Raw genomic sequence first — 20658 nt, forward strand, 5'->3', positions numbered from 1 at the left:
AGCGGCCTTCCCCGCCAGGAGGGCCCGAGCTCCTGTGGTGTGCATCACAGGTTTATCGTGACAGTATTTGAATCGTTTCACCGCGTCAAGGGGTCGACGCGGATCCCTCGATCCAGAGATCCGCCGCCTCGGCTCATCGGACCCGGGCCTCAGCCGACCAGACGAAGACTCACATAGGAGGTGGGAGGAAGCTCCAGACGCAGCGTGCTTCCCGACCAGGTCGCCCCCTCGAAGGGCACGGGCGCCACCCGCTCCGGCTCCTCGGCCGTGTTGTGCTCCCGAGGGTCTCCTGCGGTCAGGACCGACACCTGGCCGAGCTCCAGCGGCCCATGGCCCCGGAGCCGCAGCTCCACCGTCGCACCGGCATCAGGATCAAGGTTCGCAGCGGTCACCGTCACGGCTCCTGCCTTCGTGGAAGCCGTGGCGGTGACCGTGGGCACGACCCGCCCGTCCGCTTCTCGCTGCGCGACGTCCCCGACCGGACGCACGGGCAGATGGGCGGCGTCATGATGACCCACGTCCATCGCGAAGGCGTGATAGGTCGGGGTGAGCACCAGCCGGTGCCCGTCGGTGAGCACCATCGACTGCAGCACGTTGACCGTCTGGGCGATGTTGGCCAACCGCAGACGATCGGCGTGAGAGTGGAAGGCCTCGAAGTGGACTGCCGCCACGAGCGCGTCGCGCAGCGTGTTCTGCTGGTGCAGGAAGCCGGGATTCGTGCCGGGCTCGACGTTCCACCACGTCCCCCACTCGTCCAGGGCGAGCCCGACCTTCTTCGTCGGGTCATAGGCGTCCATCACAGCGGCATGGCCGGCGATCAGCTCCCCCACCCGGTGGGCGCGGGCCATCGTCGCCCAATACTCCCGGTCTGTGAACTCCGTGGCCGAGCCCTTGTCCATCCAGGAGCCGGACATCGTGTAGTAGTGGAAGGAGATCGCTTGGTACAGGTCCCGCGGTGCGGGGTCTCCCAGCCCGCTCGCGAGCTGCTTCATGAGCACCTCGGTCCAGGCATAGTCAGCCTCGTTGCCCCCGGCGGCCACCCGATACAGACGGTCCTTCCCGTGGTCCCGGGCATAGGTGGCATGCTGCCGGGCCAGGGTGCTGAACTGGTCCGCGGTGAGGTTTCCTCCGCAGCCCCAGGGCTCGTTGCCGATGCCGAAGAAGGTCACGTTCCAGGGCTCCTGACGCCCGTTCTCACCCCGGAGTCGGGCCATCGGCGAGTCCCCGGCGCGGGTCAGGTACTCGACCCAGTCGCTGGTCTCCTTCACGGTCCCCGAGCCGACGTTGCCGGAGATGTAGGGCTCGGTGCCGAGGAGTTCACACAGCGCCATGAACTCATGAGTGCCGAAGTGGTTGTTCTCCTCCACGTCACCCCAGTGAGTGTTGACCATCCGCGGGCGCTCACGACGGGGGCCGATCCCATCGGTCCAGTGGTATTCGTCGGCGAAGCATCCACCGGGCCACCGCAGATTCGGGATCGCGATGGCGCGCAGCGCCTCCACCACATCGGCGCGGATGCCGCCGATGTTCTCGATCTCCGAGTCCTCCCCCACCCAGAACCCGTCGTAGATGCACCTGCCCAGATGTTCGGCGAAGTGCCCGTAGACATGGCGGCTGATGGTGGGGCCTGGGACGTCGACGTCGACAACAGCCGTCAGGGCGGGGGCCGGCACAGGGTCGGGTGCGGATACGTCGGCAGGTCCCGCCGCAGTGGTCGCGGGAGAGGTCACGGGGGAGGTCATCGGTCTCCTTGGTCGGGGGTGAGTGGGTGGGAGGCGGTCACGTCCGCCTGCCGCTGAGCCTGGGCGTGGAGTCGCAGCGCCCGGGACCTCGAGAGGTAGACGGCCAGGCAGACGCTGAACAGCAGCACGCTGACCACATCCCGGGTCAGGAATGTCCCGACCACACAGGCGATCAGCCACCAGGTGACCGCGCGGCTGTGCTGGAGCTTCAACCGCCAGGCGACGACGGCGGTCAGCAGCGCCCCGAGGAGCACGGCGATGCCGTAGGTGCGCACGACGGCGGCCACCTCGGTGACCATGGAGGCCGAGCCGAGGGCCTCGGCGTCCTCCAGCCCCTGGTAGCCGCTGGAGGCGAACCAATACTGATACGGAAACAGGGTCAGCACGGCCAACAGCCCGTTCCATCCGGCGGCGACGGCCAGCAGCGCCCGCTCTGCGCGGCGACGCGGCGGACGTTCACCACGGACAGGTGCCTCATGCGCCGCGGGCCCGTCCGAGGGATCGCACGGCGCACCCGCTGCGTCCGTCACCGGAGCCTAGAGCGGCGGAGCAGGCCCATGGCGCTCACCCCTTGATCCCGGAGGACATGCTCAGCGAGCTGACGAAGTACTTCTGGGCCACCAGGAAGAGGATCAGGGTCGGAATCATCGCCATCACCGCCGAGGCCATGAGCTGCCCTGTTCGGTCGTACTCGGCCAGCATGTTCTGCAGCAGCTGGAGCCCGGCCGTGATGGGCATCTGGTCCACGTCGTTGAACACGATCAACGGCCAGAGGAAGTCGTTCCAGGAGCCGGTGAAGGCGAACAGGAAGATGACGATGAGGATCGGCCGGATCATGGGCAGCACGATCCGGAAGAAGATCTGGAAGTCGCCGGCACCGTCGATGCGCGCGGCGTCGTCCATCTCCTTGGGGATCCCGGCGAGGAAGGCCCGCACCAGGAAGATGTTCGCCACTCCCGCCAGGCCGGGGACGATCATCGCCCACGGAGAGTTCACCCATCCCAGTCGGGACACGATCTCGTAGAGGGGAATGAGGTTCGCGATGACCGGGAACAGCGAGATGGCCAGCAGCGTGAAGAACAGGACGTCCTTGCCCGGGAAGTCCAGACGGGAGTATCCGTAGCCGGCGATGGACACCACCACGACGGTCAGCAGCGCATGCATGGTGGAGATGAACATGGAGTTCCAGAACCACCGCAGCACCGGGTACCCGGCCACATCGTTGAGCAGCGAGACGTAGTTGTCGGCCACCCATTGGGCCGGCAGCAGCCGGAAGGACTCGAAGGCGAACTCGGTGGGCGATTTGAAGGAGGTGGACAGGGCGAAGACCACCGGCAGGAGCCAGATGAGGGCCAGCGCCAGCAGCACCACGTAGGTGATGGTCAGGGCCAGCTTGGAGCGCATGGGGCTGCCGAGGGTCGAGCCCTTCCCCGGCCGAGGACGCCCCGTCACCGGGTGCGGCTGCCCGGGGACGCCATCGGCGCCGCCACGTCCGGGCGCCCGCTGGTCGGTCTGGATGACGGCCGTGTCAGACATCGGTCCTCCTGTACATGATGAAGAACTGGATCGCGGAGATCGCCATGAGCACCAGCCCCAGGAGCACGGCCATGGCGGAGGCGACGCCCGCGATCGAGGGACCGCCGCCGAAGGCCAGGTCGCGGACCTCCATCATCAGCACCGTGGTGCTGTCGGCGGGACCGCCGTTTGTGAGCATCAGCGGCTGGGCGAAGACGTTGAAGGAGACGGTGGTGGTCATCACCGTGGTGTAGAGCAGCGGCAGCCGGATCGAGGGCAGCGTGACGTTGAAGAAGGAGCGCACCGCCCCGGCGCCGTCGATGGAGGCCACTTCATAGAGCTCCTGGGGCACGGCGGAGATCGCCGAGCGATAGATGATGAGGTTGCCCCCGATGCCGGCCCAGACGGTGAGCACGAAGATCGTCGTCCAGGCCCAGGCTGAGTCGTCGTGAAGCTGATGTCCGTGCCCAGATAGTGGTTGATCGGCCCGAACTCGCGGTTGAACACCAGGTTCCAGGCGATCGCCGCGGCGGAGACCGCGATCAGGCCGGGCACGAAGAAGATGCCCTGGAAGACATTGGCTCCCCGCAGGTCCTTGCGGGACAGCATGACAGCCAGCACCAGGGGCACAGCGATCAGCAGCGGAACGCCCACGACCACGAAGAGGATCGTGTTCCACAGGCCGTTCATGAAGATGCGGTGGAAGGCGTGGTCGGTGTCGAAGAGCACCCGGAAGTTGTCCAGGCCGACCCACTGCGGATCCCCGATGAGGTTCCACTGCGTGAAGGCCACGTAGATGCCGAAGCAGGCCGGGAACAGCCCGAAGACGGCGAAGAGGACCAGGTGAGGCCCCATGAAGGGAATCGCGCGGAACCAGGCCCGCAGGCCCTGCGGGAGACGGCTCGGCGGCCGGGTCGCGCGGCGGTCGCCGCCGCGCTGCGCTCGTGCAGTCGTGGTCGTGGTCATGGTGCCTCCACCATCTCGATGCGGGCCCGGGTGGTCTCGTTCATCCGCTCGACGGCCTGCTCGATGCTGTGCCGTCCGAAGGCCACGTTCGGCGTCTCGTCCCAGATCGCCTCCCCGACGTAGGGGGCGTACTCGAAGTTGTCCGTGACCAGCAGCTCCTCGTTCTCCGGACGGGTGAAGAAGGACTGGGGGTGATCCTGGTAGGCCTCGCTGTCGAACGTGTCCCGACTGGCCACGATCTGCCCCGCCTCGGCCCAGCCCAGCGAATGGGTGCGGACGAACTCCAGGAAGTCCGCGACTGCTCGATCCCGCTCGGGATCGCGGTCGTCGTCGGCCATCTGGACGAAGGCATGGGACTCGAAGTGGTTCACGGCGTTCTCCGGATCGATCTGCATGCTGTGCGTCAGGTCCCAGCTGAAGCCCTCGACGTCGTCGTGGCCGCTGATCTCCCAGGTCCCGGAGGGGTGGAAGAGCGCACGTCCGCTGCGGAATACCTGGGCGGAGTCGGCGTCCTCCGGGGCCATCAGCCCGGCCTCCTGCATGCCCTGGATGGCTTCGAGGGCCTGCACATAGGGCTCCGCAGAGAAGTCGATGTCCTCGGCGCCGTCCCCGACGCCCTCGCCGATGTTGTACTGCCAGTTGTAGACCAGCAGGGGGGCGAAGAAGGTCGTCGTCGCGTACACCCCTTCAGGGAGCTGGCCCTCGAGATCCATGATCTCCTCGACCGTGACGAGATCGTCATCGAGGATGTGCTCGAGATCCAGGTCCTCCAGGAGTTCATCGTTGTAATACGTGACCAGGCCATGGAGGTCCAACGGCACCGCCCATTGCGCCCCGTCATACTCCCCCGCCTGCCAGGCCGGCTCCAGGTAGTTCTCCGCGGTGAGCCCGGACTCCATCTCCAGGAGCGGCTCGATCGGCGTGAGGATCTCGTTGCTCGCCAGCTCCGCAATGGCCAGATTGTGGACGAGCACGACATCGGGGATGTCAGCACCAGCCCGGGCCACCGAGTACATCCGCATGTACATGTCGTCCCGCGGCGCGGGTTGGAAGGAGACCGGAATCTCCGGGTCCGTGGCGTTGTAGTCGGCGACGATCTGCTGCATGAAGCGACCGTCGTCCCCGCTGAGCAGGTTCCAGAACTGGAGCGGCTCCTCGCCTTCTCCCTCGCCGCAGGCCGCCAGCGGCAGCACCAGGGCTGCGGCGGCGAGTCCGGCCAGGCGGGATCGTCGTCTCATGAGCTTCCCTCCGACGTGTTGTGCAGACCACAATGATTTATCGATAAAGTAGTGGAGGTCACATGCCGGAGTCAAGGGTGCGAGGGAGTCAGCTCGTCGGCCCGGCGCCACCCGGACGCCCCGTGAGCCGCTGTTAGGCTGGAGGGATGCCGGAGCCCACCTCACCCGAGCGAGGACGAGACCTGTGACTGCTGAGAACGCGACGACGCCCCCTGTGCGGGGGCGCTCCACCCGCCAGAAGCGGGCCGTCTGGGCCGCACTGAACTCGCTCGAGGACTTCGTCAGCGCGCAGGACCTGCACCGCATCCTCGAGGACCGCGGCGAGAAGGTCTCTCTGGCCACCGTCTATCGGATCCTGCAGGCCCATCAGGAGGAGGGCCTGGTGGACGTCCTGCGCCCGGACGACACCGAAGCGGTGTATCGGCTCTGCGCCCGCGACGAGCACCACCATCATCTGGTCTGCCGCGGCTGCGGGCTGGCAGTGGAGTTCGAGGCGCCCGACATCGAGGAATGGACGGAGACGCTGGCGAGGCAGCACCGGTTCACCGACGTGCGGCACACCCTGGAGATCTTCGGCCTCTGTGAGGCCTGCGCGGCCAGGCAGGCAGAGCAGGGCGAGAACGCCTGAGGCGGCCCCGGCCGGGGCTGCGCCGGCCCGGTCTCCGTCAGGCGCGTGCGGGAACCGTCGGCGAAGGCTCCTCGCCTGCGACACCGACTCCGGCCGGTCCGCCACCCCCAGGGCCAGCCATGACCCGGGCCGCCTGCTCCTGCCGGCGCAGACGTCGCCCCCGACCGATGAACAGACACACCAGGTAGATCATGAATGAGATCGTGGTGATGTAGGGGCTGATCGGAATCTGGCCGGTCAGGGCCAGCATGATGCCTCCGACGGCGGAGATCAGGGCGAAGACCATCGACAGCGCCACCGCCATCCCCGGGCGTGCGGTGACCTTCAGGGCCGCCGCGGCAGGGACCACGAGCAGGGAGAGCACCAGCAGGGCGCCCACGACCTGGACGGACATCGCCACTGCCCCGCCCAGCAGCACCATGAACACGAGCGACAGGGCATTGACGGGCACCCCCCGCGCCTGGGCGAGCTGAGGGTCGATCGAGGAGAAGAGCAGAGGCCGCCAGAGGAGGGCGACCACCGCGGTGATCACCAGGGCACCGATCACCAGCGTGCGGGTCTGCATATCGTCCACGCCGACGATCTGCCCCGTGAGCAGGCCGAAGCGGTTGGCGGAACGACCCTGATACAGCGACAGGAACAGGATGCCCAGCCCCAGGCCGAAGGGCATCAGCACACCGGTCACCGCACTGGTGTCCTTGTCCTTGAGGCTCAGCACGCCGATCAGCAGCGCAACGCCCACCGCGCCGATGGCCGAGCCGAGCACGACGTCCAGGCCCATGAGCAGGAACAGCGCCGCGCCCGCGAAGGAGATCTCCGCGATCCCATGCACCACCAGGGCTGTGCGACGCAGCATGATCAGCACGCCGATGACCCCGCCCATCAGGCCGAGGACCGCAGCGGTGATGACGGAGTTGCGGACCAGGCCGAACAGCTCCCAATAGCCGTCGGTGCTGAACGAGGAGGAGATCTGCTCGATCATCGGGCGGCTCCTGTCCTGCGGCCGGGCGTCGCACGCTCGGCGACGTCATGCGGGGCGGCATGCTGATGGGTCTCGTGGTCGTCGTCGTGGATGTGGGGCCCGACGCCGACCCGCGGGTCCTCCGGCGCCAGGCCGCCGGGCTCTCCGCCGTGAGCGGCGCTCGGGTCGGCACTGTGACCGGGCGCGCAGTGGTGGCCTTCGAGATGATGGGACATCACCACCAGACGCCCTCGATGCTCGATCACGTCGATGGGTGCGTCGTAGAGCTCGCTGAGCACCTCGGAGCGCATCACGTCACGGGTCGGGCCGATCCGATGTCTGCCGCGAGCGATGTAGAGCACCCGGTCCACATGCTCGACGACCGGATTGATCTCATGGGTGACGAAGACGACGGCGGCGCCACGCTCCGTGGCCTGACGTTGGATGAGGTCGGTGATGGCCTGCTGATGATGGAGGTCCAGGGAGTGCAGGGGCTCGTCGCACAGCAGCACAGCGGGATCGGAGGCCAGGGCCTGGGCGGCGCGCAGGCGCTGCTGCTCGCCCCCGGAGAGGAGCCCGACCGGCATGTCGGCATACTCGGTGGCGCCGACCTCCTCGAGAAGCCCGTCGACCCGGCGGCGTTGGGCGCGGGGGCGCATCCGGAAGCCGAAACGGTGCCCGTCCAGCCCGAGTGCGACGAGGTCGCGAGCGCGCAACGGCGTCTCCGCCGGCAGAGCGTGCTGCTGAGGGATGTAGCCGACGTCGCTGCTGCCGCGGCGCACGGCACGGCCGGCCACACGGACGTCGCCGGCGCTGAGCCGCTGGAGGCCCAGGAGGACCTTCAACAGCGTGGACTTGCCGGCCCCGTTGGGACCGAGCACGGCGAGGAACTCCCCCGGGGACAGGTCCAGGTCGAGCCCCTCCCACAGCGTGCGGCCATGGAAGGCGATGCCGGCGCCGTCGAGGGACAGCGCCGCCGAGGCACCGGCGCGATCACTCACCGGCTGCCTCCACGATCTCCTCGACCTGGTCGATGTTGTGCTCCATCCACTCGAGGTAGTCGTCGATGTCGTCAGGGAGGGTCTCGGAGAACTCGACACCGGGACCCCGGCATCCTCAGCGGCCTGGCGGATCTGCAGAGACTGGTTGGTCTCCGTCTGCTCGTTGTAGGCGAGCATGTCGATGTCATCACCGGTGGCCGTGTCGAGCGCGTCCTGATAGATGCGCGGTGCGACGTCGTCGCCGTGCTCCACCGCCGCCAGGAACTGCTCCTCGGTGAGATCGTCGAAGCCGGCGTCGAGCAGCAGGAACTGCGAGACGGGCTCTGTGGCCAGAAAGCCGAGCCCGTCGGCGCCGAGGGCGCGGTTGCGCTCATCCAGCTCCTCGAGCTGCTGCGCGGTCGACTCAGCATTCTCCCCGTAGAGGTCGGCGTTCTCCGGGGCGAGGTCGCTCATGTGTTCGCCGAAGTCGCGGACGACCTCGGCCATCAGGGACAGGTCGTACCAGACGTGCTCGTTCTCATAGCTGCCCGTCCACTCGTGGGCGTGATGGTTCTCCCCGTCGATGACCTGGTAGACGAGGTCGTCCTTGCCCGCTGAGGAGGCCAGCCGGGTGATGAAGGGGTCGTAGCCTCCGCCGTTGGCGATGATCACATCGGCCTTCTCGATGCTCAGGCGGTCCTGCGGAGTGGCCTCATAGGAGTGCGGATCCATCGCCGGGTTGTCCACCATGGCGTCCACCTCGGCCGTGTCGCCGACGACCTTCTCCGCCAGAAACGAGTAGACGTCGGTGGAGGCGATGATGACCAGGCCCGTGTCCTCACCGTCGCTGGAGCTGACGTCGTCGGCAGTCTCGCCGCCGCCCCCACAAGCAGTCAGGGTCAGGGTCACCGCCGTCAGCAGCCCGGCGGCACGCAGGGTGCCGACGCGCGTCAGTCCGGACGCTCGGCCAGCGACGGTCACGGCGGGCGCGGAGTCTGCAGAACGGCTCAGGGTCATGGTCGGACTCTCTATCTCGGAGGGTGGGTCGACCGGCGGACAGCTGCATGCCCGCGGCGCACTACAGCGTACGCCTGCTCGATGTTGAGAACAAATCTCATCTGCGCAGTGAGTGCCGTCCTCTGTGGTCCGCCCGCACGCCCTCAGCCGTCCTCGCCGACCCGGTGCCGGCGGCGTGAATCCCGAGACTGGGTGGCGTCGTGGATCTCCCCCACCAGCACCTCCAGGACGTCCTCCAGGAAGAGCACACCCCGCGTCTCGCCGCCGGCGTCGATGACACGGGCCAGGTGTGAGCCCGTGCGCTGCATCTGGGCCAGACAGTCCTCGATCTCGTCCGCCGGGGCCATGTTGCCCAGCGATCGGACCGCCGTCACCGGCATGGGCTCCCCCACCTGGGACTCGGGCAGGCTCATCACGTCCTTGAGGTGGACGTACCCGGTCATCTCACCGCCCCCGTCGACGACGACGAAGCGCGAGAAGCCCGTGCGTCCCACCGCCTTCTCCACCTGCTTCGGTGTGACGTCGGCCGGCACGGTGACCACATCCTCGACAGGAACCATCACAGACTCCGCCGTGTAGTCGCCGAAGACCAGGGCACCGGCGATGACGCCGGCGTCGTCATGGACCGTCCCCCCGCGGGTCGACTCGGCCACGATCGACTGCATCTCCTCCAGCGTGAACGTCGAGACGACCTCGTCACGGGGGGTTACACCGAACAGACGCAGCACGAGATTCGCCGAGACGTTGAGCAGGACGATCACCGGCTTGAGCATCCGATAGAGGACGACCATCGGAGGCGCCAGCATGAGCACCGCGCGGTCCGCCACGGAGACGGCGAAGTTCTTCGGCACCATCTCCCCCAGCGTCACATGGAGGAAGGAGACGATCACCAGCGCCACCAGGAAGGCCGCCACGGAGGCCGCCGTCGGGTTCAGGCCCAGCCACATCAGCGGCTCGGTCAGCAGATGATGGATGGCGGGCTCGGAGACCTGCAGGATCAGCAGCGAGCAGACCGTGATGCCCAGCTGAGCGATCGCCAACATCTGCGAGACGTGCTCCATGGCATAGAGAGCGGTCCGCGCGGCCGTGGAACCGCCCTCCGCCTTCGGTTCGATCTGGCTGCGTCGAGCGCTCATCACCGCAAACTCGCCGGCGACGAAGAAGGCATTGCCCGCAAGCAGGAGGACCAGCCAGACGATCCCCATCACGTCGGAGATCATCGCGGGTCACCTCCGTTCCGGTCGGCGGCGGCGCGCATGTGCTCCGCACGCTCCGCCGCTGCCCGCCGGGCACGCTCAGCGGCGGCCTCGGCGGCTATCCGACGGGCCTCGGGATCGGGGACGAAACGGATCCTGTCGATCCGGCGCCCGTCGACCCCCGCGACGACGAGCCTGCCGCCTTCGACCTCGGTCTCGTCACCCACGCCCGCCACGCGGCCCAGGCGGTCGAGCATGAAACCCGCAGCGGTCTCGTAGGCCGGGTCCTCAGGGATGTCCAGCTCGAGGATCTGGGGGTTGATCTCATCGGGGCGGAGCAGCCCCGGGAAGTACCAGTCTCCGTCAGCGGCCTGGAGCACTCCGGGCGTGAGCCGGTCATGCTCGTCGGCGACCTCACCGACGATCTCCTCGATCAGGTCCTCCAGGGTGACGACGCCTGCCGTGCCCCCGTACTCGTCGACGACGACGGCGACCTGCAGCGGAGCCTCCCGGAGCACCGAGAGCAGCGAGTCCAGATGGATGGTCTCAGGGATCCGCGTGATCTCGGTCATCACGGTCGCGGCCACCAACCCGGCGCGCTTGTCACGCGGCACGGCCACGGCCTTCTTCAGATGGGCGATGCCACGGACGTCGTCCACGGACTCCCCCAGCACGGGGAACCGGGAGTAGCCGGTGCGCCGGGCGACATCGATGAGCTCGGTCAGCGGGGCCTCTGCGTCCACGGTCACCATACGCGGCCGCGGCGACATCACGTCCGCGGCTGTGCGCTCCGAGAACCGCAGGGTCCGGTCCAGATAGGCCGCGGTGCCCTCGTCGAGGGTGCCCAGCATGGCGGAGCGGCGCACCATCGAGGACAGCTCCTCCGGGGTGCGGGCGCCCGAGAGCTCCTCCTTGACCTCCAGGCCGAAGCGGTGGAGGACCTGGTTGGAGAATCCGTTGAGCACCACGATCAGCGGGCGGAAGATCGCGGTGAAGACCAGCTGCGGGCGGGCCAGCGCACGCCCGATCGCGAAGGCCTCGGCGATGGCGAGGTTCTTCGGGACCAGCTCGCCCAGGAGCATGGTCACCAGCGTCGCGATCGCCATGGCGATCGTCAGCGAGACGGCGCCGACCGCCTGGTCGGGCACGCCCAGCATGTCCAACGGACCGGCGAGGAGCACCCCGAGGGCAGGTTCGGCCACATACCCGGTCAGCAGCGTGGTGAGCGTGATGCCCAGCTGACAGCTCGACAGCTGGGTGGACAGCGACTTCAGGCAGCGCATCAGCGGCACCGCCCGGCGATCGCCGTCGTCGATGGCGCGCTGGACCGTCGGCTGGTCGAGGGCTACGAGGGAGAATTCGACGGCGACGAAGAATCCGGTGCCCAGGATGAGCAGGAGTCCGACGCCCAGGAGAATCCATTCCACGGGGTCAGCTGCACCTCCGCGACTCCGCGGACCGGCATACGGACGCCGGAGCACGGTCGGGGAAGCGGGGTGGTCCGGAACGGCTGCGGGCCGAGGCCCTGCAACCGGTGGACGGGACCGGAAGGCGAGCAGGAACAGTGAGAATCAGGCGCGAGCCCGGTTGTCGACACTCCATAAGACTTCGCAGTGTAGCGCGGGACGCCGGGGCCGCACCACTGCGTCCCCCGGCGCTGCGCCTCCGCCGCCCGGATCACCACGTCGTGGGGACCGGCTTGCCCTCCTCGTAGCCTGCCGCCGACTGCACACCTGCGACCGCCTGCTCGCGGAAGCGCGGCAGATCCCGGGCGCCCGCATAGGTCATCGACGAACGCACCCCGGCGGTGATCGAGTCCAGCAGGTCCTCCACACCCGGCCGCTGCGGGTCCAGGTACATCTTCGAGGTGGAGATCCCCTCCTCGAAGAGACTCTTCCGAGCACGGGAGAAGGCGTCCTCACCGGCGGTGCGATGCTGGACGGCCCGGGCGGAGGCCATGCCGTAGCTCTCCTTGTACCGGCGCCCGTCGGCTTCGGCGATGAGATCACCGGGGCTCTCGAACGTCCCGGCGAACCAGGAGCCGACCATGACCTGCGAGGCACCGGCGGCCAGCGCCAGTGCGATGTCCCGCGGGTGCCGCACACCGCCGTCCGCCCAGATGTGCCGTCCCAGCTCGCGGGCCGCGGCCGCACATTCGAGCACCGCGGAGAACTGCGGCCGCCCCACGGCCGTCATCATGCGGGTGGTGCACATCGCCCCGGGCCCCACCCCGACCTTGACGATGTCCGCGCCGGCGGCGACCAGGTCGCGCACCCCCTCAGGGGTCACCACATTGCCCGCGACCACGGGGACCGTAAGACCGCCCTCGGCGTGGGAGTCCACCACGGCGCGGACGGCCCGCAGCGCCTCGAACATCTTGCGCTGGTGGCCGTGGGCGGTGTCGACCACCAGCACGTCCACACCGGCGTCGAGCAGCGACTCCGCCCGCCCCGCGACATCCCCGTTGATCCCGACGGCGGCGGCGACCTTCAGCCGTCCCGCCGAGTCCAGGTTGGGGGCGAAGAGGGTGGAGCGCAGCGCACCGCGCGGCGTCAGCACGCCGGCCAGGGTGCCGTCGGAGGTGGTCACCGGCGCGTAGTCGCAGCCGAGCTCGTCCATGGCCAGGAAGGCCTGCCGGAGCCCGGCGTCCAGAGCCTCGGCGTCCTGGGCGCCGGCCTGATCCTGAAGCCCCAGCTCGGCCGTGGTGAACCGCACCTGCGGCATGCGCATCACCGAACCGACGGAGGAGAAGCGGTCACGTCCCTCGCCGTCCTCGGCGGTGACGATCCCCGCCAGGCGCAGGTCCTCGTCCACCACGCAGACCGAACGATGGTTCCGCTTGTCCAACAGGTGCAGCACGTCGAGGATCGTGTCCTGGGGGCCGACCTTCAGCGGCGTCTCGAAGACCGGGTGGCAGGACTTCACCCATTCGGTGACCTGCCGGATCACCTCCAGCGGGATGTCCTGAGGCAGCACTCCGAGTCCGCCGCGGCGCGCCATCGTCTCGACCATGCGCCGGCCGGTCACCGCCGTCATGTTCGCCGCGACCAGCGGAATGGTCGATCCGGTGCCGTCGTCGGCAGAGATGTCCACCTCCATCCGCGACATCGCCTCGGACCGGGAGGGGACGAGGAAGACGTCGGCGTACGTCAGGTCGGTGGTGGGCTCGTTGAGGAACTTCATGGGGGTGGTCGTCCGCCCTTCGGGGTCTCGCGCTCGCGCCGCGGGGACACCGCCCCTCTGAGGACGTGTCGCACGGCATCAGACACGATACCGCGCACGGTGGCGGCTCCGTCAGGAAAGTCACTATGCTGGGACGAGGTGACCGAGAGGGTCTCCGGCCAGCCGGGGCGAGAGCCCGGCGGACGGCGAGGACGCCGTCGTCGTGACCCTCCTGGTGGGAATATCGCACCGCCGGCCGAGCATCTCGGCCGGACATGCACGCGCACGGTGCGGCGAACCGACACAACACATATGGAAGAGGCGTATCCACAGTGCCAGAGCTAACGTCCAGCCGTCTCGCGGAGGAGTTCCCCGGAAACGAATGGTTGGTCGCCGACATATACGACAAGTACAAGGCGGACCCGGACTCCGTGGACCGCAAGTGGGCTGACATCTTCCGTCGACTCGAGGGCGAGTCCCCCGCCGAAGACGCTCAGGCAGGCAACGGCGCCTCCGGAAGCTCCGCCCCCGCCTCCTCCGCCTCGTCGACCCCGGCCGGCGGCTCCGGCAACGGCACCGCAGCCGAACGTCGGGCCGCTGCGACGAACCAGCAGGACTCCCGGCAGGAGAGCACCCCGATGACGGCCACGCCCGCCGAGCCGGAGCACCAGCAGAAGCCCGCCACGGAGAAGTCCCCCACCGGCACCCGCCCCGTGGCGCCCAAGCAGCCCACCACCAAGAAGTCCAAGGACTCCGGCACCACTCCCATCCCCTCCGAGCCCTCCGACTCGCGGGGCGACGAGGCGCCGAAGGAGACGAAGCAGGACGAGGTCACCGTCCTGAAGGGGATGTCCAAGGCCATCGCCGCCAACATGGACGCCTCCCTGTCCGTGCCGACGGCGACCACGGTGCGGGCCGTGCCCGCGAAGTTGCTGATCGACAACCGCGTGGTCATCAACAACCACCTCAAGCGCACCCGGGGCGGCAAGGTCTCCTTCACCCACATCATCGGCTACGCCATGGTCAAGGCGCTGCGCGCCCACCCGTCGATGAACGTCACCTACACCGTCAAGGACGGCAAGCCCGCCGCCGTGCAGCCCGCGCATGTGAACTTCGGGCTCGCGATCGACATGCCCCGGCCCGACGGCACGCGCGCCCTGGTGGTGCCCAACATCAAGGGCGCCGAGGACATGAGCTTCACCGACTTCTGGGCGGCCTACGACGACGTCGTCAAGCGCGCCCGGGACAACAAGCTCACGCCCGACGACTACGCCGGCACCACGGTCTCCCTGACCAACCCCGGCGGCATCGGCACCGTGCACTCCGTGCCCCGGCTCTCCCAGGGGCAGGCCTGCATCGTCGGCGTCGGTGCCCTCGAGTACCCGGCCGAGTTTCAGGGCGCCTCTGAGAAGACGCTGAACAAGCTCGCCGTCTCCAAGGTCATCACGCTGACCTCCACGTATGACCACCGGGTGATCCAGGGCGCCGGCTCCGGCGAGTTCCTGAAGACCATCCACCAGCTGCTCCTCGGCGAGGACGGCTTCTACGACGAGATCTTCGAGGCGCTGCGCATCCCGTACCGTCCCGTCCGCTGGTCGGCTGACATCCAGGTCAACCCTGAGGACCAGATCAACAAGGTCGCCCGGATCCAGCAGCTGATCCACGCCTACCGGGTGCGCGGCCACCTCATGGCCTCGGTGGACCCGCTGGAGTACCGGATGCGGGAGCACCCGGACCTCGAGATCGAGTCTCACGGCCTGACCCTGTGGGACCTGGACCGCGACTGGCCCACAGGAGGGTTCGGCGGCAAGCAGATGCTGCCGCTGCGCAACATCCTCGGCGTGCTGCGGGACACCTACTGCCGCAACACGGGCATCGAGTACATGCACATCCAGTCTCCGGAGGAACGCCAGTGGTTCCAGGACGAGATCGAGCACCCCTACTCGAAGCCGTCGCGTGACGAGCAGTTCCGCATCCTGGGACGCCTCAACGCCGCCGAGGCCTTCGAGACCTTCCTGCAGACGAAGTTCGTCGGGCAGAAGCGTTTCTCCCTGGAGGGCGGCGAGTCGCTGATCCCGCTGATGGACGTGATCCTCTCCGAAGCCGCCGACGAGGGACTCGACGAGGTGGCCATCGGCATGGCGCACCGAGGTCGTCTCAACGTCCTCGCCAACATCGCGGGCAAGACGTACGCGCAGATCTTCCGCGAGTTCGAGGGCCGCGAGGCGGGCATCGGTTCGGGCGACGTGAAGTACCACCTCGGCACGCGCGGCTCGTTCACCTCTGACCGTGGCAATTCGACCAGCGTCTACCTGGCTGCGAACCCCTCCCACCTGGAGGCGGTCAACCCGGTGCTCGAAGGCATCGTGCGTGCCCAGCAGGACCGCCTGGACAGAGGGCCCGATGGCCTGAGCTCCTTCTCGGTGCTGCCGCTGCTGGTGCACGGCGACGCCGCGTTCGCCGGGCAGGGCGTGGTCGCCGAGACGCTGAACCTGTCCCAGCTGCGCGGCTACCGCACCGGCGGCACCGTCCACGTGGTGGTCAACAACCAGGTCGGCTTCACCACCGCGCCGCAGTCGGGCCGTTCGATGACCTACTGCACGGACATGGCCAAGGCCATCCAGGCCCCGATCTTCCATGTCAACGGGGATGACCCGGAGTCGGTCGCGCGTGTGGCCTCGCTGGCCTTCCAGTACCGGCAGCGGTTCAACAAGGACGTCGTGATCGACCTCGTCTGCTACCGCCGCCGTGGCCACAACGAGGGCGACGACCCCGCGATGACCCAGCCGAAGATGTACAACCTCATCGAGGCCAAGCGGTCGACCCGTCGGCTCTACACGGAGAATCTGGTCGGTCGTGGCGACATCACCCAGGACGAGGCGGACCAGGCTCTGCAGGACTTCCGCCAGCGCCTGGAGCGTGTCTTCACCGAGACCCACGCGGCCCAGACCCAGCCGGTCTCGACCGTCAGCGTGCCCAGCGGCGGCGGCGACATCGTCGCCCCGACGGCCTCGGAGCTGGAGGAGGACACCCCGATCCGGGCTGCGGACGACACCGCGGTCTCCGAGGAGTCGCTGGCACACATCGGCGAGGTGCACACCAACATCCCGGACGGCTTCACCGCCCACCCGAAGCTGACGTCCCTGCTGGAGAAGCGGGCGAAGATGGCCCGCGAAGGCGGCATCGACTGGGGCTTCGCCGAGATCGCGGCCTTCGGCTCGCTGCTGATGGAGGGCATCGAGGTCCGCATGGCCGGTCAGGACTCACGGCGCGGGACCTTCGTCCAGCGGCACGCGGTGTTCCACGACCGGGTCAACGGCGACGAGTGGTACCCGCTGAAGAACCTGACCGAGGACCAGGCGCGGTTCTTCATCTACGACTCGCTGCTCTCCGAGTATGCGGCCCTGGGCTTCGAGTACGGCTACTCGGTGGAGAACCCCCAGGCCCTGGTGCTGTGGGAGGCCCAGTTCGGCGACTTCGTCAACGGCGCGCAGACGGTGATCGACGAGTTCATCGCCACCGCCGAGCAGAAGTGGGGCCAGCGCTCCTCGGTCGTGATGCTGCTGCCGCACGGCTATGAGGGCCAGGGCCCGGACCACTCCTCCGGTCGGCCGGAGCGCTTCCTGCAGCTGTGCGCGGAGGACAACATGACCGTGGTCATGCCCTCCACCGGTGCGAACTACTTCCACCTGCTGCGCCGTCAGGCGGTGGCACGGCCCCGCCGGCCGCTGGTGGTGTTCTCCCCCAAGCAGCTGCTGCGTCTCAAGGCCGCCGCGAACTCCGTCGAGGACTTCACCACCGGCACCTTCCGTGAGGTCATCGGAGACGACGGCGTCGACAAGTCCCAGGTCAAGCGCGTGCTGATCACCTCGGGGAGGCTGTACTACGACCTCGTGGCCACGCGGGCCAAGCACGACGACCAGACGACGGCGATCGTGCGGCTCGAGCAGCTCTACCCCCTGCCGGTGGACCAGCTGCGCGAGGAGCTGGACTCCTACCCCGCCGACGCCGAGTTCATCTACGCGCAGGACGAGCCCGTCAACCAGGGTCCCTGGCCCTTCCTGGGGCTCAGCCTGGTGCCGCTGCTCGACCAGGAGCTTCAGCTGGTCTCCCGCGGGGAGTCCGCGGCCACGTCCGTCGGTCAGGCCCGGCGTCACGCCAAGGAGCTGGAGACGCTGCTCGCCCAGGCCTTCCCGCACCTGGACCTGTGAACGACGATCGCCGCTGAGCGAGTGAGGCCGCCGACCCGGAGACCGGGTCGGCGGCCTCCGTCGTTCCGGGGCCGCGACGATCTGTCCCCGTGGCGCGTCCGAGGCCGGCCCGGCGGCTCGGACGCGGTAACGTCAGGGGAGGAAAAGTCGGTGTCCGCCGGCCCTCCCCCGGGTTCCCGGGATCGGATGGCCACACAGAGGAAGGGACGACGTGGAACGCAGCATCAGAATCGTCGCCGTCGGCAATGAGCTGCTCACCGGAACTGGTGATCCCCGCGCACTGGGATGGCTGGGACGGGTGCTGGCGAAGACGCCCACCGAGGCGGTGCACCTGGAACACTATGTCCTCGCCATGCCCGGCGAGGGGACGGAGGCGCTGTCCCACCGCTGGCAGGCCGAGGCCGCACCACGCTTCTCGGAGGGCACGGAGAACCATCTGATCGTCGCACTCAACGACATCGACCTGGACAGCACCTCCTCGTCGGCCCGTTCCCGACTCAACCTGGCCAACATCCTGGACCGGGCCAGTCAGGAGGGGATCCGGTGCCTGGTCGTGGGACCCGTCCCGGGGCTGGACCCCGAACGGAACCAGCGACTGGCGGAGCTCAACGTCGCGTACCAGGACGTGGCGTCGCGCCGCTCCCACGTCTACGTCGACACGTTCTCGCCGCTGGTCCAGCATGACCAGTGGCGCCATGATCTCGCAGCCAACGACGGCGCCCCCGGCCAGGCCGGCTACGGGCTGATCGCCTGGCTGGTCCTCCACCGGGGGTGGTTCCAGTGGCTGGGCCTGCGCGAGCCCTCTGCGTGAGACCTGCCGGCGCGGAGCACCACCTCCCCGGGCACCGCACCGATGGCCCCAGCACCACCGTCCGGTAGGATGGGGCGAAGCCGACGAAAGGAGTTCACCATGAGCAAGCGTGGACGCAAGCGCAAGGACCGCCGCAAGAACAAGGCCAACCACGGCAAGCGCCCCAACTCCTGACCCGTTCAGGTCCCTCACGGGCCCCTGACGCTCAGCAGCGGGCCGCCGTCGAGCGGCCGCGGCGCGCGCCGTGCGTGCTCCGGCGACGGAGCGCCACGGACAGCAAGCGCACACAGAAAGGCAGAGCCCCCGCGGGATCATCCGTCGGGGGCTCTGTCATGTCGGACCTGTCATGCCGGAGGCGAGAGGGACGTGCGCGCTCCGGACCGGCAGACCCCTGGTGCGCGCTCCGGGTCGGACTCCCGGTGCGCCCCGGCTCAGCGGCTCTCGTGGCCAGCTTCCACGCGGATCTCGCTGATGCGCTCCATGATGGTGACCTTCAGAGTGTCGGGGGCACGTTCCACGCAGGACCGCCGGACCACGGAACGGATGATGCACTCGAGGTCGTACTCGGAGGCGCAGTCCGGGCAGTCGTGGAGATGGCCCCGGACCTCCGCGAGGTCGTCCCGGCTCAGCGCACCGTCGAGGTACTCGTAGATGCGCTCCATCCGCTCCTCGGCCTCCCGGCAGTCACCGCCGGGGCACTCATCCGTGGTGCGGTCTTCGCTCATTTTCGAGCCTCCTGCTTCTTGAAGCCTCGCTCGCGGGCGTAGTCGGTCAACAGTTCACGCAGCAGCTTGCGGCCGCGGTGCAGCCGCGACATCACCGTGCCGATGGGAATGTTGAGGATCTCGGCGATCTCCTTGTAGGCGAATCCCTCGACGTCGGAGAAGTAGACCGCCAGGCGGAACTCCTCCGGGATCTGCTGCAGGGCGTCTTTGACGTCCGAGTCCGGCAGATGGTCCAGGGCCTCCGCCTCGGCCGAGCGCAGTCCGGTGGAGGTGTGCTCCGCCGCCTGGGCCATCTGCCAGTCCTCCACGGTGTCCGTGTTGGCCTGCTGCGGCTGCCGCTGCTTCTTCCGGTAGATGTTGATGTACGTGTTGGTCAGGATGCGGTACAGCCAGGCCTTCAGGTTGGTCCCCGGCTTGTACTGGTGGAACGCGGAGTAGGCCTTCGTGTAGGCCTCCTGCACCAGGTCCTCGGCGTCCTGCGGGTTGCGCGTCATCCGCATCGCCGCGGAATAGAGCTGGTCGACGTACTGCAGCGCATCGGACTCGAAGCGGGCGCGACGCTGTGCGTCGGTCTCCTCGGCCACATTCACGTTCTCGTCACGGTCTTCCATCACAGACGAGTCTACGCGCACCCGGCGGATCGGGGCCTGCGTGCGCGGCTGAAGCGTGGCTGTGGTCATGGACAGGACAACGACCACGCGTGCTCTGCAATTCCCCGACAGGGGCTGATTGGGTAGATTGTCTTCTGGACGATGCCGAACGCCGCATGTTCCGGCACGCACAGCTCAACCGAGTTCACCGCACGTGGAGCCGGGGACGACCCCGACGCCGCGCCGCCACAGGAGGATTCCATGTCCCTGATCCGCAAAGTCGCCCGCCCGCTGCTCGGTGCCGGCTTCATCGCCGACGGCATCGACCGCCTCCGCAACACGGAGGAGGCCGCCGACAGGCTGGAGCCCACCCTGGAGGAGCTCGGCTCCCTGGTCCCCCAGGCGGAGGTCATCACCTCGGACCCCCGCCGCACCGTCCAGGTGCTCGGCGGCATCGAAGTCGTCGCCGGGGTCGCACTGGCGATCGGCAAGTGCCCCCGCATCGCCGCATTCACCCTGATGGGGGTGCACAAGGTCAACTCCTATGTGGAGATGCGCGCCGCAGGCCTCGATTCGGTGGAGGACCTGACCGCCCAGCGGGACACTCTGCTGAAGAACCTCGCCATCCTCGGCGGCCTCGGGCTTGCCGTCGCCGATCTCGCCGGCAAGCCCTCGCTGAGCTGGCGTGCTGAGCACCTGGCGAAGCAGTCGAAGAAGAAGGGCGCCCAGTTCCGGGACAAGACCTACAAGTGGGCCGAGGAGTTCGGCGACGACGCGGTCAAGACCGCCAAGGCCTTCGAACGGGACGCGGCGAAGAGCTTCAAGCGTGCGGAGAAGGAGGCCGTCAAGGCCATCTCCGCAGCCGCCAAGGAGGGGAAGAAGAAGGCTGAGGACGCGCTCTGAGCACCGCCATGTC

General features: G+C 68.3%; 17 protein-coding genes. 5 read left to right on the forward strand and 12 right to left on the reverse strand.

What is annotated here, in order from left to right; all coding sequences use genetic code 11:
• Positions 1 to 149: 149 nt before the first annotated feature.
• From BCY76_RS02420 to BCY76_RS02440, 5 genes are all read right to left on the reverse strand, one after another.
• Positions 150 to 1742: an alpha-N-arabinofuranosidase gene (locus BCY76_RS02420; RefSeq protein ID WP_085437122.1), complete on the reverse strand. Its 1593-nt coding sequence runs from the start codon at positions 1740 to 1742 to the stop codon at positions 150 to 152.
• Positions 1739 to 2272, reverse strand: coding sequence for a hypothetical protein (locus tag BCY76_RS02425; protein WP_070161730.1), 534 nt, complete (start codon positions 2270 to 2272; stop codon positions 1739 to 1741). Before BCY76_RS02425 ends, BCY76_RS02420 begins: the two co-directional genes overlap by 4 nt.
• A 34-nt stretch (positions 2273 to 2306) precedes the next feature.
• A complete protein-coding gene (locus BCY76_RS02430; RefSeq protein ID WP_237089920.1) occupies positions 2307 to 3278 on the reverse strand; it encodes a carbohydrate ABC transporter permease in 972 nt (323 codons plus the stop codon).
• A complete protein-coding gene (locus BCY76_RS20195; RefSeq protein WP_336581753.1) occupies positions 3271 to 4035 on the reverse strand; it encodes a carbohydrate ABC transporter permease in 765 nt (254 codons plus the stop codon). The genes BCY76_RS02430 and BCY76_RS20195 overlap by 8 nt, the downstream gene beginning before the upstream one ends.
• A gap of 184 nt (positions 4036 to 4219) precedes the next feature.
• Positions 4220 to 5461 carry an extracellular solute-binding protein gene (locus tag BCY76_RS02440; RefSeq protein ID WP_070161732.1) on the reverse strand — a complete coding sequence of 414 codons (1242 nt, stop codon included), beginning with the start codon at positions 5459 to 5461 and terminating at the stop codon, positions 4220 to 4222.
• Between the two features lie 184 nt (positions 5462 to 5645).
• Here BCY76_RS02440 and BCY76_RS02445 point away from each other — a divergent pair, with 184 nt between their 5' ends.
• Positions 5646 to 6089: a Fur family transcriptional regulator gene (locus BCY76_RS02445; RefSeq protein WP_070161734.1), complete on the forward strand. Its 444-nt coding sequence runs from the start codon at positions 5646 to 5648 to the stop codon at positions 6087 to 6089.
• Positions 6090 to 6126: 37 nt separating this feature from the next.
• Here the strand turns inward: BCY76_RS02445 and BCY76_RS02450 are convergent, their stop codons facing one another.
• From BCY76_RS02450 to BCY76_RS02470, 5 genes are all read right to left on the reverse strand, one after another.
• Complete coding sequence (locus BCY76_RS02450; RefSeq protein WP_139827572.1) at positions 6127 to 7071, reverse strand: metal ABC transporter permease; 945 nt, start codon at positions 7069 to 7071, stop codon at positions 6127 to 6129.
• Positions 7068 to 9047, reverse strand: coding sequence for a metal ABC transporter solute-binding protein, Zn/Mn family (locus BCY76_RS20620; protein WP_085437123.1), 1980 nt, complete (start codon positions 9045 to 9047; stop codon positions 7068 to 7070). The genes BCY76_RS02450 and BCY76_RS20620 overlap by 4 nt, the downstream gene beginning before the upstream one ends.
• 143 nt (positions 9048 to 9190) lie before the next feature.
• Positions 9191 to 10267, reverse strand: a complete 1077-nt coding sequence (locus tag BCY76_RS02460) for a hemolysin family protein (RefSeq protein WP_085437124.1) — start codon at positions 10265 to 10267, stop codon at positions 9191 to 9193.
• A complete protein-coding gene (locus BCY76_RS02465) occupies positions 10264 to 11670 on the reverse strand; it encodes a hemolysin family protein (protein ID WP_070161739.1) in 1407 nt (468 codons plus the stop codon). Before BCY76_RS02465 ends, BCY76_RS02460 begins: the two co-directional genes overlap by 4 nt.
• A gap of 250 nt (positions 11671 to 11920) precedes the next feature.
• Positions 11921 to 13426 (reverse strand): GuaB1 family IMP dehydrogenase-related protein, encoded by a 1506-nt coding sequence (locus tag BCY76_RS02470; protein WP_085437125.1) that lies wholly within the window; start codon positions 13424 to 13426, stop codon positions 11921 to 11923.
• 311 nt (positions 13427 to 13737) lie between these two features.
• On the opposite strand from BCY76_RS02470, the gene BCY76_RS02475 reads away from it, so the two are divergent.
• The 3 genes from BCY76_RS02475 to BCY76_RS20625 all read left to right on the forward strand — a co-directional run bounded on the left by BCY76_RS02475 (position 13738) and on the right by BCY76_RS20625 (position 18601).
• On the forward strand, positions 13738 to 17616 hold the full coding sequence (locus BCY76_RS02475) for a multifunctional oxoglutarate decarboxylase/oxoglutarate dehydrogenase thiamine pyrophosphate-binding subunit/dihydrolipoyllysine-residue succinyltransferase subunit (protein WP_070161741.1): 3879 nt from the start codon (positions 13738 to 13740) through the stop codon (positions 17614 to 17616).
• 211 nt (positions 17617 to 17827) lie between these two features.
• A complete protein-coding gene (locus tag BCY76_RS02480) occupies positions 17828 to 18427 on the forward strand; it encodes a GDSL-type esterase/lipase family protein (RefSeq protein ID WP_070161743.1) in 600 nt (199 codons plus the stop codon).
• A 99-nt stretch (positions 18428 to 18526) separates the two neighbouring features.
• Positions 18527 to 18601, forward strand: a complete 75-nt coding sequence (locus BCY76_RS20625; protein WP_014300525.1) for a 50S ribosomal protein bL37 — start codon at positions 18527 to 18529, stop codon at positions 18599 to 18601.
• Between the two features lie 257 nt (positions 18602 to 18858).
• Here the strand turns inward: BCY76_RS20625 and rsrA are convergent, their stop codons facing one another.
• Together rsrA and BCY76_RS02490 are read right to left on the reverse strand one after the other, a co-directional pair.
• Positions 18859 to 19152, reverse strand: coding sequence for a mycothiol system anti-sigma-R factor (gene rsrA / locus BCY76_RS02485; protein ID WP_070161746.1), 294 nt, complete (start codon positions 19150 to 19152; stop codon positions 18859 to 18861).
• Positions 19149 to 19763 (reverse strand): sigma-70 family RNA polymerase sigma factor, encoded by a 615-nt coding sequence (locus tag BCY76_RS02490; protein ID WP_070161779.1) that lies wholly within the window; start codon positions 19761 to 19763, stop codon positions 19149 to 19151. Before BCY76_RS02490 ends, rsrA begins: the two co-directional genes overlap by 4 nt.
• A gap of 240 nt (positions 19764 to 20003) precedes the next feature.
• Between BCY76_RS02490 and BCY76_RS02495 the strand changes: the two genes are divergently transcribed.
• Entirely contained in the window at positions 20004 to 20645 is a 642-nt protein-coding gene (locus tag BCY76_RS02495) for a DoxX family protein (RefSeq protein WP_070161748.1), read from the forward strand.
• Positions 20646 to 20658: the final 13 nt, after the last annotated feature.

The sequence above is a fragment of the Nesterenkonia sp. PF2B19 genome (genome assembly GCF_001758425.2).
In the GTDB taxonomy this organism is placed as follows: Bacteria; Actinomycetota; Actinomycetes; order Actinomycetales; family Micrococcaceae; genus Nesterenkonia; species Nesterenkonia aethiopica.